Consider the following 14,853-nt stretch of genomic DNA (forward strand, 5'->3'; position numbering starts at 1 on the left):
CGCCTAAAATGACCACCTTTGGATGTTAAAACGATTCAAGAATCGAGATGAAATACTACTCACAATATCGCAGTCACGACCTGTTTGAACTTCAGGAGTCACTTTCGGGATTGAGCAAATCCAACCGTTGGGTCAAGCTGGCCGACCACCTTCCCTAGGACAGGATAGAGAAGGAATACAACAAACGTCTGAGGAACAGTCACAATGGTGCCGGCAACGATCACGGCGGTACGATGAAGATTGACGTGTGGAGTCAAATTGCTCCATGATTGAAAATAATCCCCCAAAAGGAGTGAGTCTCTCAGATTTAATTTGTATCTTCACCATGTCTATCGTCGGATTCTCTTGTTTTTTTGCAACACTAAGATAAGTGAAAATTCTGACATGGCAAAATCCCGAGCAACTTTTTGTTGCTCAGGTACTTAAAAAGTTTATTTTATAATAGTGTTGCGGAATTAAGGATTAAGATATGTCTTCAGTGTAACCCTTCTCATATTCACTTTAGGATTATATGTTTTTGGCAACGGCCACAGCCTGCCGAATGCGGTCTGCCATGCCGATGCCTCCCTTGAGGTTTCCTGCCAGGACAAGGCCAGGGTAGCGTTGCTCCACTTTGTCAATTGCCGCGAAGCGCGCCCCACTGGTCACCTCGTATTGAGGAATGGCCCGATGGTGGCGGAATATACGAAGCGCGTCGGGTTGAATATGCTTTGGCAATTGTAGCATCCGGTGCAAGGCATCATCGACAATGTCTGTCAACTCATCATCAGTCTTACTTATAAACTCCTGGTGTCTCACTCCTCCTAAGAAGAATGAGAACACTGCCCCGTGCTCTGGCGCGCGCTCCTCAAAGCAAGCCGATGGGAAGAGGATGCCCAACACTTGCTGCCGTTCACACGAAGGAACCAGACCGCCAAACGCTTGATACTGCCTTCCGCCGGTGTTCCTGATGCCCACGCCTACCTGCACGATGGGTGCGTAGAACAGGTTGTTGACATCTTTCATGAGCCTTTCATCCACGAATGGCAGGAGGGCGGGCAAGGCATAAGCGCCACATGTGGTCACCACCTTGCGGCAAGCAATGCGATGTTCCATGCCGTCTGCCGTAGTATATCTCACCTCATACCCATTAGCATCAGGAAAAACTTGTACGCCATTGGCCCCGGTAGTGATATGCTCCGGCCCAATGGCCGCGCCCAAGGCCTGTACCAGATGCTCCAGACCGCCTTTAGCCGAGAACACCTGCTTGGTAGCCAGTCGGTCGCGGTCACTCTTAGGCTCCCTGGCCTTGGCCATGGCACCACGGATGAATCCCCCGTACGTTTGCTCCAGATTGTACAGCTTAGGCAAGGCATAACGGGTAACGAGCGTCATGGGGTTGCCCGCATAGACACCCGACACGAAAGGATCCACGGCATAATCAAGATACGACCTCCCTAATCGTCGCGCAGCCAGCTCGCCAACCGATTCATCAGGATTGGTTCCTTTGGCACGGAACGGCTCACCCAGGATGCGAAACTTGTCGTGCCAGGTGAACAAGGGCGTGCGCAGTCCGCCAATCAGTCCGGACGGCAGCTCTCGGAAGCGGTCGCCCTTCCATATCAAACGGCGCTTGGAAGATGCGCGCGCCGTCTCCAACTGGCAGTCACCGTCCAGCGCGTTGAACAGTTCGACAATCTCCGGATAGGAGATTGCCCCTGTGTTGGGGCCGCTCTCCATCACAAAATCGCCTACCTGGTGCGTGTGGATTTGTCCTCCAATGCGGCTGGCCTTCTCCACCACACGCACGCTACGTCCTTTTTTTATCAGGTGGAAGGCTGTGGTGAGGCCGGTGATTCCGGCGCCAATCACGCAAACGTCAACGGGTTCTGGTGTTTCCGTGGACAAGGCAGACGGTTGGTCGGCCACAGCCATGGTACCTTGTTGCCCTTGAATATCTTCTAATGGCATCATCTTTTCTATATTTTAGCCTATACTGGCTTTGAAAATTTCTTGTCGGTGTGTTGCATCAGCGGGTCGAGAGTGGCCACTACATTCCGTACGAATGGCGAGCCTATGCTGGTCATGGCCACAACATCATCGCTAAGCAGTATCAGTCCGTCGGCCTCCATTTCGCGCAACTTAGCCTCGTCGTAGTTGGTGGCGGCCTTCACCTCGGCCGGCGTGATGCCGATACGCCCAGCTATCTCAGACCAGGAAAGATGGTAGTTGCACATCATCTGCGCAATGACCTCGCGCACGATTTGCTCCTGCCTCGTGAGTTGGTAGCCACGCCGGGTGTACAACTTGCCCTGTCGTATAGTGTCTATATAGGCTTGGATGTCACGCCCGTTTTGCGCATAGGCCGTTTCCAGCTGACTGATGGCCGTTACGCCGAAGGCATAGACCTGCCCTGTGGTGCGGCGCGTGCAATATCCTTGGAAGTTGCGGTGCAGCTGCCTGGTGTCCAATGCGATACTCAGTTCGTCGGTAGGCAGCACAAAATGATCCATGCCAATGCTGCGATAGCCGGCGGCATGAAAGACATCCGCGGCTTTCCGGTACATCTCCTGCTTGTCGGCATCCTTGGGCAAGCCCAGCTTCTCGAGTACCAATTGCCTTTTATGCACCCATGGCACATGTCCATAGCTGAACGTCACCACGCGATCGGGATGCAGGGCTGCCGCTTGCTGGGCGGCCTGCGCGAACGACTCGGGTGTTTGAAGTGGCAGCCCGAACAGCAAATCCATGTTGATGGTCGCACCCTGGGCGCGCAACATGTCCATGATTTCGCTTATAGGCATCAAGGGCGGCCTGCGGTTAACGGCCTTCAGCACGCGCAGGTCGAAGTCCTGTACGCCTAAGCTGTAGCGCGTAAAGCCACATCTGCCTAATTCCTCCCAGTTGCTGGCCGTGAGATAGCCGGGATGGCATTCGATGGCTATCTCGGGATTCTCTATGGCCGGCATCAGTGACAACAGGTGCTCGTTCAGCTCCTGCAGGTAATGGATGGACAGTGCCGTGGGACTTCCGCCGCCATAGTGTATCTGTGAGATCTGCCGTGTAGCCGTGTCAATCCGTGCAGCCACCAAGTCGATTTCCCGATGCAAAGCGTCCACATAGTGGCCTATCACCACATCGTCCGCCATGGGGTAAGAGTTGCAGCCGCAGTAATGACACAGATGCCTGCAAAACGGAATGTGCAGATAGAACGACACCAGCGGCTGGCGCGTTTGATGATTGGACGCGTCGACGGCAGCAAGATATTCGCGTTCTGTAAATTCGTGGAAATAGTTGGCCGGTGGATAGCTGGTGTATCGCGGCACGGGAATATTGTATTTGTTTAGTAATTGCTGATTCATCGTGAGAAAAGATTATCACTTACGCCTCGCTTCATTTCCAAAAGCACCATGTCCGCACAGGCCTTCCGGCACACGGAAACTTTGGCATTAGAACTTCCACCTCTGCCAGCATGGCTACATGGCTTGAGCAAAGGCGAAAAAGAATGACATGCGCAGTGTGAGTAGTATTCATCTGTCTGCATGCAAAGTTACAATTTTTCTGTGAATATCATGTATCCTATCTTATGAGGATATTTGTATCTTACGTGCGGACAGCAGGACGTTCGTTATTGAACGATGGCTTTTTTCAATAACAAATCTAATTCTAACGAAACCAATTACCTTGTTTGTGGATCAATGAATGGTGCGTGCTTAGTCTGGTTTACTTTATTGGCTTTCATTTTTTGTAACAACAATTACCCTTCAATGAAAGCATCCTATGTGAAGGAATCCGTTGTTTTTTTGTTCTGTAATTTTACCATAAAACAATCATCTAAAATCTTCGAAATAGAAAAAATCAATAGGCAAGCACTCTACAAAAATGGGTTGATTTTAACAAAAAAGACGGATTTTAAAGCTGGAACATTGACTTAACGCACTTGGAAACACCTTTTAGAGGGGTTATTCACATGCTATAGCAACATCAAAGCATGCATATTCGATGCTTATCTCAATGCTTTTGCCGACAAGAAGTGGTAAAAACAGGAATAAAAAGAGAATAATTTTGCGTAATATATTCAATAACAATAAATTATGAACACGGCTCATTTTTAGCGTTTTTACGACCAACTATGCCGGTGGTTGTCTACACGCAAAATATGAGAGGCACATTGTAAGGTAAATTCAGCATGGATGAGCCTTCGATGCAGCGTGCCACCGAACTTGCAAAAGCTTGTAATAGGTGTGAAAATCGTGAAAATTAAAATGACAAAAATTTGTTGGTTCTGTTTTTTTAGTATATTTGCAGCCAAATTTTGATGTAGAACTAAGTCGTATTCTATATGGTACTTTCTCCTGATGACAAGCGTGTGACGCATAGTGGTTTGAGTTTCATAGGTGTTGTCGTAACGTTAGGTATTGTTTTTGGCGACATTGGTACTTCGCCACTGTATGTCATGAAGGCAATTGTTACGGCTGGTAGTGTTATCAATGCCCAATATATCATAGGTGCTGTATCTTGTATTATTTGGACGTTGACGTTACAGACCACGGTTAAATACGTGCTTATTGCGCTTCGTGCCGACAACAAAGGCGAAGGTGGCATCTTGGCTCTTTATGCGCTTATCAGGCGACATAGTCCAAAATGGCTTTACCTGTTGGCTATCATCGGGGCGAGTACGTTGGTTGCTGATGGCGTTATTACACCATCGATTACGGTGCTGTCTGCCATTGAGGGATTGAAGGTTTACGAACCCAGTACGCCTACTGTACCCATTTGTCTTTGCATCATTACGGTGTTGTTTGCCATACAACAGTTTGGAACCAATGCCATTGGTCGGTTTTTTGGACCCCTTATGTTCGTATGGTTTGCCATGATGGGGGTGCTTGGCATTGGTCACATCGCTGACTTCCTGCCCATACTCAAGGCATTCAATCCATATTATGCGATAGAACTATTAGTGCACGACCCTAAGTGGTTCCTCATTCTTGGCGCTGTTTTCCTGTGTACTACGGGAGCTGAGGCTCTTTATTCCGACCTTGGTCATTGTGGCGCACAAAACATACGTGTGAGTTGGGCGTTTGTTAAATTGATGCTCATCCTCAACTACTTAGGACAAGGTGCGTGGATTATCAGTCATCCTGATAGTCTTGTTCCTGGTATCAACCCTTTCTACGCTATCATGCCCCACAGTTTTCTGTTTTTTGGCATTGTCATGGCGACAATTGCTGCCGTCATTGCCAGTCAAGCTCTTATTAGTGGTTCGTTCACTATTTTCAGTGAGGCAATGAATTTGAAGTTTTGGCCCAGACAGAAGATAAAATACACTACCGACGTTAAAGGTCAACTGTATGTACCTTTTGTAAATATGGCACTCTATGTGCTTTGCGTTCTCGTTATTCTGTTTTTCCAAAACTCAGAAAATATGGAGGCTGCCTACGGCTTAGCCATTACTATAACGATGCTCATGACCACCTTCCTGCTTTTTGCCTATTTACATAAGTGTAGGGTGTCACCCTTGTTTATTCTGCCCTTTGTCGTCTTTTTTGTAGGGATTGAAGGGATTTTCTTTATTGCCAACATGTTCAAGTTTGTTCATGGCGGATGGGTAACGATGCTCATGGCTGGTGTCATGTTCTCTGTGATGTATGTATGGTACAATGCGCGCCTTATTCGGGGACAACAGGTTGACGTACGTGATGTAAGAGATTGGTATGACGTTATTTCTGATATAAAGAAAGATACTTCTATTGCTAAGTTTACCACAAACATGGTCTATCTTAGCAAGCTTTCTGGAACCTACGAAATAGAACAAAAAATTCTATATTCTATCATCAACAAGCATCCTGTTCGAGCCGACCACTATATATTATTGCACATCAATTATCAGGATGAGCCTTCAACGCTTGAATATGAGTTTACCACTCTTATCCCTGATACGCTCTATCGCATCAATTTGAATTTAGGATTTCGCATACAACCCTTGGTGAATCTTTATTTTCGGCAAATTATAGAGGAGTTAGTGGCTCGCAAAGAGTTTACAATCGACAGCAGCTATCCATCGCTCAGGAAGCATCACATTCCTGCCAATTTTACCTTTGTCATCATTAATCGAATTTATGCAGCTCTCAATCACTTCTCCCAGAAAGAACGCATTATCATGGGATTATATTCGCTCATTTCGCACATAAAACTAAGCATGACACATGCGTTAGGGCTTGATACAAGTAACGTATTCATCGAAAATGTGCCATTGGTGGTGAAGCCTCATCGCCAACGTGCCATCCGCCGAATTGACAACAACGCTGACGCTGAATGACATGGCTAAAAGGCAGTTGTACGAAGAAGCGCGAAGAGTGAATGTTCATAAACAAATTTGTTAAGGCTGGTTCTATAAATTAGCTTTGTTAGATTTTGAGCTTATTTTTGAGGTCAAAATGCAAGAGAGTGAAGGAGTGTAGCGAGCTACACGACCGAACGAACTTACATTTTGAACCAAAAACGGAGCAAGCCGAATGCAATCAAACATGTTTGAATTGTTGAGGCGCAGCCTGTTTTATATAAAAAGAAGCCAAAAGATAACAAAACGTATTTCATAAACATTTAATGACTATGTGCGGTGGTAATTTATAGAACCAGCCTTAAGCATAGCTGTGCATCCCACCCAGCACGTAATTCACACCAAAATAAGTCATCAGTACCGTCAAGAAAGCCAATACGATATAGACATGCAAGAATATTGGACGGCGAAACGCTGGCAATGACTGTTCGTGGAACGTCAAGGAATAAACCAGCATCGTAATCAATGCCCATGTTTCTTTGGGGTCCCATCCCCAGTATCGCCCCCACGAAACATTCGCCCACACGGCACCAGTGAATATTCCTATAGCCAACAAGAAGACTGCTGGATACAACATGATGCGACTTATATCAGTCAATCGGTTGAGGATAGCAGTGCTACTTCCCATTCGGTTCATGATGAGTGCCGTGACACCATTGAAAAACAAGAACGCAAAGAGGGAATAGGAGAGCATGACCAAAATGACGTGTATGCTGAGCAGTGGTGAAGCAAGCACGGGCATCAACGTTGTAATTTGTGGATTACGCTCGCCAAGCATGGACACCATCAGGGCAAGACCAGCTGCCATGAGTCCGAAAGGGAGAAAGAACGGTATGCGTTTGCCAAGTGGCAATGCAATGACAAGCATGCAAAGCGCCATGAATTGCATGGTCTCGAAGCCATTTGACAAGGGCATGTGTCCTCCCACATATCCCCTCAGCGCAATCACCACAAGTAGGAAACAGGCGGACAGGGCAAGCAACATGGCGCCGCATAGCTTGAGAGAGCGTTGTTGTGGCTTATTGCGTAACAGATTTCTTGCGGTCATGATATAGAACAGTATGCCTGCCGCGATAAGCAATATTGCCATGGGAAAAGAGAACTGGAGTGAATTATATATCTTTTCAGCCTTGAACCTGCTGTCGGAAGGCAATACTGTTCCTGCTTTTTTTTGTTGATATTCGCGTATTTTTTGGAGGACTTTTTCCACTCCTGTGTTGTCTTGTGCAAGTGCAAGCTCCATCACATAGTCAGTGGAGCGCTTGATGAAGAGCCACTCATCTTGTTCAAGTCCTTCTGGAAGTTGGTCGCCTTGTGCCATCCACCTTAAACTACCTGCCTCTTTCACAGGGAACATTCTTACGGCTTGTCCTGACATGAGTGACGCAATGATATTATATTTTTCGTACGCTGCCGCAACATCCCGTGCTTCGCTATTGCTGAGCGAGCCTTTGTTCATCTGCTCTATCAGAGATGAAAGTTTGAAACCTTGTGTATCACTGGTGTAGTCCATCCATGAGACATACCTTCCATTTGCGTTCAATGCCTTTCGTACACTTCCTCCACTTACCTTAATCATGGGCTGTTCCACCCAGTCTGTGGGGTATAATAGCCATCCCACGAGTACCTGTTCGGCGGTGTATCCTCGGTAGCTGTCACTGCCATACAGTTTAATAGTTAGATCTCTTGCCATTGTCTGCATGGGGCAGATGCGCCCACAGTGGTAAGCATAGAGGTCGCCAAAGCGTTCTGCCAACGCTGCTGGCAATGTTTTAGGAACTGGGATGTTACTGGAGGATAGCATCTTCATGGGTACAAGTAGCAGCAAAGCCAGCACTACCGCCTTTGCCTTGACGCTCTCCTTCTTCATAACCTGTCTAATCGTCCTTCGGAATCCACCACGTGGATCTGCAAGGAATGCAATGATGCTCAGTAGCAGCATGACGTATCCGCAGTATGTTACCGTGATGCCCAGCGGATCGTATGAAACGGATAGATGCACCCAGCCGCTCTCCGTGTCATAACCGCTTTGATAAAAACGATAGTATTGTTTTTTCGCAATGTTGTTCATGGACACCTGCTGCTCGTCTCCGTCACTAAAGGCAACATGACTGACAAAGTCCATGGGCGAATCCGTACCCGCATAGTACTCAATGTTGAATTTGCAAAGTTTCATATTGAAAGGAAGGCGCTGTTGTTTGCCGTCTTTTGTAATGAATGAGTCTGCTGGTTGTCCGTTGTTGAGATATATATCACCTTGTTTACCCGTCAGGAAGGTCAGGCCTGCGCCTAAGAGTATCACTGCGAAAGAAACATGCAGAAAGATGAGCGAATGCCGCATCACCGCATGCCAGTATCGCAGAATGGCAAACAGGGACGATATGGCAAGCATCATCCACAGTACAGCGAAAGCCCACGAGCCATAGATGTACTTGTGTGTTAGTTGTGTGCCGTACCTCTTATCCATGAACGAGGCTGCCGCCAAGACTATAATAGTCAATGACAGCAGCCCGAAAGAAATATTCGTTAGTCGTTTCTTCATTAGATAGATTCAATAAATTTGACTATCGCATGGCGGTCGTCCTTGTTCAGTTTGCGGAACTTCTCTGTTGTCCATCGTGCATGCGAAACGCCACCTTCTTTTGAACATCCATGCCACATAATTGCCTCTATGACATTTCTTGCTCTCGCATCGTACAGTCGGTCATCGTGACCAGTACATACTTTCATAAGTCCTTTGCCCCACAATGGCGGTGTACGTATCCATCCTTTGCGAACATCGTTCTTCATGTACAGCCTATGCGAAACTAAATCGGTGTAAGGCCATATCTTTTGTTTGGGATAATGTGGCAGACGTGGGTCGTTGGGTTTGATGTTAAGGTCGCCAGGATAGGAGAACTGGTCATTGCCTGTAATCCACATGGGACGGTGACACGTTGCACAACCTATTTCGTTGAAGAGCTTCTTGCCGCGTTGCACGATTGGGGAATCCATGTTACGTGCCGCAGGAACAGCCAATCCCCTGAGCCATACCATATAGTTCAGGTAATCGTTGTCTTCCATTTCAATTGGATGCTTGTCACTTGTGAAATAGTTATATATGTCCTTTTCTGGGTTGCCCGTTTTTTTCCATTCAGGGAAATATTGATAGAACACTTTCTGAATATCAGGATCTTTGCTTGCGGTTAGCGCATACTCCTTGGTCACATTAATTGTGGTGTGTCCACGCCTCGTTACATTAAAGTTTGCCCAGTGCTGCACATCCCAAGTAAATGTACTTAGGTCAAGGAAATGACCGAAGCGGAAAGGTTCCATTGTAATAGAGTCAATGGCAGTCCATTGTCCGTTCTTAAATCTTGATGGATCCAATTTCGCATGCGCTTCTTCGCGCTGCCACTGCTTCAACAGACTGTCGGCATCAATGGCTCCTATCAGTCCGTTGCCAAAGAAAGGAATGGCGTTCTTGAGTCGTATGTGAATATCGCTTACACTTACGGGTTTTCCGTTGTGTGACGGTTTCACATAATAGGCATCCTCTGGTATTTTCACGTCAGGATATATCAGGCTGTATCGCTCTCCGTCTGGGAATACGTTCCCCCAGTCGTCGGTATATTCCTTCCATGTAATTTGAACTTTTGCTGGGTCGAGATACGACTTGAATGGAGGCATGCCCTGGAACTTGGGACTGAAGAAGGACAGTAGTTCACCGTCATCGCCGAATATTTCCAACTCTGTGGCATTACCCCATTGTTTTGGATCGAACTTTGTAATCCGCCATCCGTGTCCATAACCGCAGTGACAGCTTTCACATGAGGGACGCGAATATAATGGTCCTCTTCCGTTGAAAGGACGTGTGCTTGAGTTGTATGGGCGTTCAAAGAAGTATTCACCCATTTTGAACTGATATTCCAGTCCTGCCTCTTCGATAGCGGGTGTGGGATCCTCGTACGCACTTGCAGTGGCATTGAATGTTGTGCCGAGTTTTCCTCCAGCATACCATTCGTCCGCCAATTCCTTACTCTCAGTACCACTGCCGTTGTCGTTGATATCTTTGTCCTTACAAGATATGACCGACACACATACAAATGCCATGGCAGCTACCGAAAGTACTTGTTTTGTGGTGATTGTGTGATGTTTCATAATCTTTTTGTTTTAACATGTTGACTAAAAATGCGGATGAGTTTCAGGCGGTTTAGCCACCTGAAACTCGAATACGTCGCACCTTGATAACCGGTGTTCACGCTGTTATTTCTTCAACTCAGTCTTCAGTTCACTGAGCGTCTCATCAAGTTCCTTGCAAGCATCCATAGCTGCTTTGCAACTTGCATCTTTATAGTTATCCACAAATGGAGCTTTCATGTTCTTGATGGCTGTTTGTGCTTTCGTAATAGCTGCCGTCACTTTCATGTCCATTTCCTTGTTGTGCTTTGCCATATAATTATGGATGGAGGCACCACGATTACCCTCAATACCACCATAATAAACGTTCTCGACAGAGATGATATTGTTGTGGAAGTCATGAATGGACATTTGGCTGTATGGCGACTCTATGTATGAAACGTCCTCGCCGGTGTGCGCTGATCCAATCTTCGATGTGCCAACCTCGTCACAGATACTATTGCATCCCGACACAATTTCCTGTAGAGCGGCAACCCATGAGCGGTACAGTGAACCTGGTTGACCAGCAAGCAGAATGTTCTCTCCGTAAGAATGTTCTCCTCCACCAACGGTGATACCAAGCTCAACATCTTCTGTGATGTGTTTCACTTGTGCAGCATCCAGTTTGGAAGCATATTTCTCTCCAGCCCATGAAGTGAGGAGCTGCCAGCAACTGTTGCGGAGATCGCCAGCCACAGCAATGGCATACACGAGATATTCGTCTTTTATCTTACCTGCCTCGCGTGGTTTTCCGTTTTCGAAAAGAATGTACTCCACTCCATGATAGCCCAACAACTCCTGACCAAGTTTTGTGCGTGCGGCGATGTCATAATCGTCGCCATCAAGGTCTTCAATGTTGGTTGCCGTTGCAAGATACTTCTCCAGTGCAGGAAGGTCGAGCGGCCAAGAGTCAATGTGTGGGTCGATACCGAAGTCGGAGGCAGCGCCAAACAAGAAAGCTTCACTGCGTTCCCACCACATACGCGATGCGAGGAAGTCTTCACATGCCTTGTCAAGGTTTGCCTGAGTCTGGTTCTTGCGGTATTCTCGCAGGTCTTTTACCAATTCAGACGATTTTAAGGCCATCTTCTCATAAGTTGGCACAACAGTTTTGTGGATGAAGGCGTCTACGATTTCAGCGTACGCCTTGTCGCGTTCTTCCTGTTTTTTCAGCTCATCTTTTTTCGTATCATCCCCGTTGTCGTCAGAGCATGCCGTAAATGACATTGAGAAAAACAGACTGAGAATTGCAACGAAACAGAAGTTCGATAATTTTTTCATTCTTTTTGTTTTTTATTGTTAGTGTTATATTGTAAAGACTATAGGAAAAATCCCGCATAGGCTATACCCAGCGAAATGCTCGGCTCGTTATTAAACTTGCTTTTCAGGAAGCGGTTGCTATATTCTCCTTTCACAACAATTTGCTTCGTTGGATGGTAATTGAAGCCAAAGGCGATGCGGTTTCTGTCGGTCCATTCATAGTCGCTGTTTCCAGCTACGGGATGATAGGCATCGTAGTTCTCGTATGCTCCGAAGACGAACAGCTGTTGTTTCTCACTTCTCATGCACGGGAAGAAGCGCAACACATCGTACCCTGCCTGAATACTTGCGGCATGTGCGCGGTTGCCAACGAGCGTACGTTTGTATGGAGAGGTTGAGCTCTGTGAGCGATTGTAGGTTGAGATAATGTCGGCATCACCCAGATGTCCATAATCAAAACCTCCGAGAATGCGCCAACCATGACCTGTGTAACTCATGTCAATCGTTCCAATAGTGACAGCACCTTTCACATCTTTATATTTACCGCGCTCATCGCTCTGCAAGGTATTGTTGAACGATTCGCCATAATATCCGCTAAGGCCTATGCGCAGTCCTTTCAACGGATAAAAGTCAAGGCGAACCGCTGTGGCATATTTGTTGGCTGGTGTGAATTCAAAAGCACTTGCCGATCCATTCTTAATCCACTGGTCTTTGCTGAACAAGAGTGAGTTCAGACCTGGCAGGAACATGGCTTGATAACGCAGAAACTTCCAACGTCCCCAAACCGAAACGCCCGTTTGATGCCAAGTGCAGGGTAAAATTTGGTTTTCTCCTTCTGGTCTATAAACAGTGAAAAACTCGGTTGGTAGATGATGTGCATTGGTATATCCAACGGGAACCACATCGTGACCAGCGCGTATGTTCAATTCGGGACAGAACGATTTCTGAATCCAAAACTGTTCCAGTGCCACTTCGCCACCGCGTTCAATCTCGCCTTCCCATTCGCCAAACTCTTCATCTTCCATTTCCATGGCACTCTCGGTGCCGCCATGTTCAAACTCAATCTCTGAGTTCATAGTCCAGCCCTTGCCAAAGTCGTATCCCAACATCACCACAACGTGAGGCAAGTCTGCTTGTCCACGGCTTTTAGCATTCTTGTACTTTTCTGCCTTGCTGTAGCGGTTGATATTGTCGGAATAAAACATTCTGCTCATCACGGCTTCTCCGTAGCCACCTAATGACAGTCTGCTTTTTTTGCAGCATCTCGTACTATCTTTTGCACATCCCTGTGCTTTTGCCATACCCGAGAAGCATAACAGGGTGCATACCAATGTAAAAATATAGGCTATTCGCTTTTCCATATTAACAATATATAATTTTAACTAATTATTCAGCCGTATTATAAAATATTCTTTGGCGATTGCAAAATTATCCTAAATCTGAACTTTATACAATACCCAAAAATAGTGATTTTGCATTATCTCATCACCCCACGAAGCTCAATCCCCATTTAATTTCATCCTCATAAATGATGAGGAGATTTCTAAGACGAAAGAAAATATTTTGTCAACAATGTGATTTCAATTACCTTTGCAATTGAAACAGAACGATCATTGATCGCTCATAAAAAAGAAGGTATGGATATTTCTGAACTATACAAACTGTTTTTAAAGCATCCAGTGGTAACCACCGACAGTCGCGACTGCCCCAAAGGCAGTATGTTTTTTGCCTTGAAAGGAACTTCCTTTAATGGAAATGAGTTTGCACAAAGTGCCTTAGAAAAGGGATGCGCGTACGCTGTGATTGACCAAAAGGAATACCAAATACAAGAAGACGAGCGCTATATCTTGGTAGAAGACTGTCTGCAAACGTTGAAACAGTTGGCCAACTATCACCGCCGCACACTGGCTACGCCCATCATTGGCATCACCGGAACCAATGGCAAGACCACCACTAAAGAACTGTTGGCAACGGTGCTGGCCGAACGGTTCAACGTGTGGTACACACAAGGCAACTTCAACAACGAGATTGGTGTGCCCAAGACGCTCTTGCGCTTGAAGCCCGAACATGAGATAGCCGTCGTGGAAATGGGTGCAAGTCATCCCGGTGACATCCAATCACTGGTAACAGTGGCTGAACCCGACTACGCCCTCATCACCAACGTGGGGCGTGCACATCTGCAGGGCTTCGGCTCGTTTGAGGGCGTGATGCGCACCAAGGCCGAACTCTACGATTACATGCAGCAGCACAAACCGCAGGGCCTCGTGTTCATCAACCAAGACAACGAGTACCTTAAAGAGATGTTCCGTACCCACTGCCCCAACGTCAAAGCCATGGGATACGCACAAACCGACCGCTCGGACATCAGCATCCGAGGCGAGGTAGTGAGCTGTGCGCCCTACCTGAAGTTTAGATGGCGCAAGACAGCGGCTGTCCCCTCGTCCTGCGAGGACACACGATGGCACGAGGTGCAGACACAGCTCATCGGCGCCTACAACCTCGACAACATGCTCGCCGCCATCACCATTGGGTTGCATTTCGGCGTGTCCGACGAACAAATTAACCATGCCTTGGCCGGATATGTGCCGAGCAACAACCGCAGTCAGCTGCAGATAACGGCCCACAACAAGCTCATCGTAGATGCCTACAACGCCAACCCAACGAGCATGGAGGCCGCGCTGACCAACTTCCAACGCATGGACGTGCCGAAAAAAATGGCCATCCTCGGCGACATGCGCGAGCTGGGAGATGTGAGTATGGCTGAACACCAGAAGATTGTTGACCTCATCTCCACACTTAACTTCGATAAGGTGTGGCTCGTGGGCGAGGAATTTGGCCACACAAACACGTCGCTTGGCAAGTTCAAGGACATAGAGGCCGTGAAGGAAGCCCTGCGGCAAGAGCCACCACAAGACTATTACATCCTCATCAAAGGCAGCAACGGCATCAAGTTGTTCCAGCTTCCCGAGTTGTTGTAAAAGCATTCGTTTGCAACGAATGGACACGAATGTGCAAGGACTTACCGTTCCGAAACATTCCCTGTCCCACCGTTGCGACCGCACGTCCTTGTTTTTCTTTTCTCTCAACTTATTTTGACAAAAAAGGTGATGATAATC

The 14,853-nt window shown here is 47.1% G+C and carries 8 protein-coding genes; 2 read left to right on the forward strand and 6 right to left on the reverse strand.

Annotation, left to right across the window (positions count from 1 at the left end):
- Nucleotides 1–507: 507 nt before the first annotated feature.
- Together hemG and hemN are read right to left on the reverse strand one after the other, a co-directional pair.
- On the reverse strand, nucleotides 508–1,914 hold the full coding sequence (hemG, locus tag NQ518_RS07485) for a protoporphyrinogen oxidase (RefSeq protein WP_050774845.1): 1,407 nt from the start codon (nucleotides 1,912–1,914) through the stop codon (nucleotides 508–510).
- A 56-nt stretch (nucleotides 1,915–1,970) separates the two neighbouring features.
- Entirely contained in the window at nucleotides 1,971–3,341 is a 1,371-nt protein-coding gene (gene hemN / locus NQ518_RS07490; RefSeq protein ID WP_227205926.1) for an oxygen-independent coproporphyrinogen III oxidase, read from the reverse strand.
- A gap of 980 nt (nucleotides 3,342–4,321) precedes the next feature.
- On the opposite strand from hemN, the gene NQ518_RS07495 reads away from it, so the two are divergent.
- On the forward strand, nucleotides 4,322–6,298 hold the full coding sequence (locus NQ518_RS07495; RefSeq protein ID WP_004349028.1) for a KUP/HAK/KT family potassium transporter: 1,977 nt from the start codon (nucleotides 4,322–4,324) through the stop codon (nucleotides 6,296–6,298).
- Between the two features lie 322 nt (nucleotides 6,299–6,620).
- Here the strand turns inward: NQ518_RS07495 and NQ518_RS07500 are convergent, their stop codons facing one another.
- The 4 genes from NQ518_RS07500 to NQ518_RS07515 all read right to left on the reverse strand — a co-directional run bounded on the left by NQ518_RS07500 (nucleotide 6,621) and on the right by NQ518_RS07515 (nucleotide 13,098).
- Complete coding sequence (locus NQ518_RS07500; protein WP_227205923.1) at nucleotides 6,621–8,861, reverse strand: cytochrome c biogenesis protein CcsA; 2,241 nt, start codon at nucleotides 8,859–8,861, stop codon at nucleotides 6,621–6,623.
- Entirely contained in the window at nucleotides 8,861–10,459 is a 1,599-nt protein-coding gene (locus NQ518_RS07505) for a di-heme oxidoredictase family protein (protein WP_227205921.1), read from the reverse strand. The genes NQ518_RS07500 and NQ518_RS07505 overlap by 1 nt, the downstream gene beginning before the upstream one ends.
- 105 nt (nucleotides 10,460–10,564) lie before the next feature.
- The gene (locus NQ518_RS07510; protein ID WP_227205919.1) at nucleotides 10,565–11,758 is read right to left on the reverse strand and encodes an imelysin family protein; all 1,194 of its coding nucleotides are present in this window, start codon (nucleotides 11,756–11,758) and stop codon (nucleotides 10,565–10,567) included.
- Between the two features lie 38 nt (nucleotides 11,759–11,796).
- Nucleotides 11,797–13,098, reverse strand: a complete 1,302-nt coding sequence (locus NQ518_RS07515; RefSeq protein WP_374211082.1) for a hypothetical protein — start codon at nucleotides 13,096–13,098, stop codon at nucleotides 11,797–11,799.
- Nucleotides 13,099–13,374: 276 nt separating this feature from the next.
- Between NQ518_RS07515 and NQ518_RS07520 the strand changes: the two genes are divergently transcribed.
- A complete protein-coding gene (locus NQ518_RS07520; RefSeq protein WP_227205917.1) occupies nucleotides 13,375–14,715 on the forward strand; it encodes a UDP-N-acetylmuramoyl-tripeptide--D-alanyl-D-alanine ligase in 1,341 nt (446 codons plus the stop codon).
- Nucleotides 14,716–14,853 lie beyond the last annotated feature (138 nt).

This window comes from Hoylesella buccalis ATCC 35310 (genome assembly GCF_025151385.1).
Lineage (GTDB): Bacteria > Bacteroidota > Bacteroidia > Bacteroidales > Bacteroidaceae > Prevotella > Prevotella buccalis.

What these genes read in the sequence shown, in the direction of transcription:
- hemG (WP_050774845.1), bottom strand. Translation starts at nt 1,914, where the DNA reads ATGGCTGTGGCCGACCAACCGTCTGCCTTGTCCACGGAAACACCAGAA.
- hemN (WP_227205926.1), bottom strand. Translation starts at nt 3,341, where the DNA reads ATGAATCAGCAATTACTAAACAAATACAATATTCCCGTGCCGCGATAC.
- NQ518_RS07495 (WP_004349028.1), top strand. Translation starts at nt 4,322, where the DNA reads ATGGTACTTTCTCCTGATGACAAGCGTGTGACGCATAGTGGTTTGAGT.
- NQ518_RS07500 (WP_227205923.1), bottom strand. Translation starts at nt 8,861, where the DNA reads ATGAAGAAACGACTAACGAATATTTCTTTCGGGCTGCTGTCATTGACT.
- NQ518_RS07505 (WP_227205921.1), bottom strand. Translation starts at nt 10,459, where the DNA reads ATGAAACATCACACAATCACCACAAAACAAGTACTTTCGGTAGCTGCC.
- NQ518_RS07510 (WP_227205919.1), bottom strand. Translation starts at nt 11,758, where the DNA reads ATGAAAAAATTATCGAACTTCTGTTTCGTTGCAATTCTCAGTCTGTTT.
- NQ518_RS07515 (WP_374211082.1), bottom strand. Translation starts at nt 13,098, where the DNA reads ATGGAAAAGCGAATAGCCTATATTTTTACATTGGTATGCACCCTGTTA.
- NQ518_RS07520 (WP_227205917.1), top strand. Translation starts at nt 13,375, where the DNA reads ATGGATATTTCTGAACTATACAAACTGTTTTTAAAGCATCCAGTGGTA.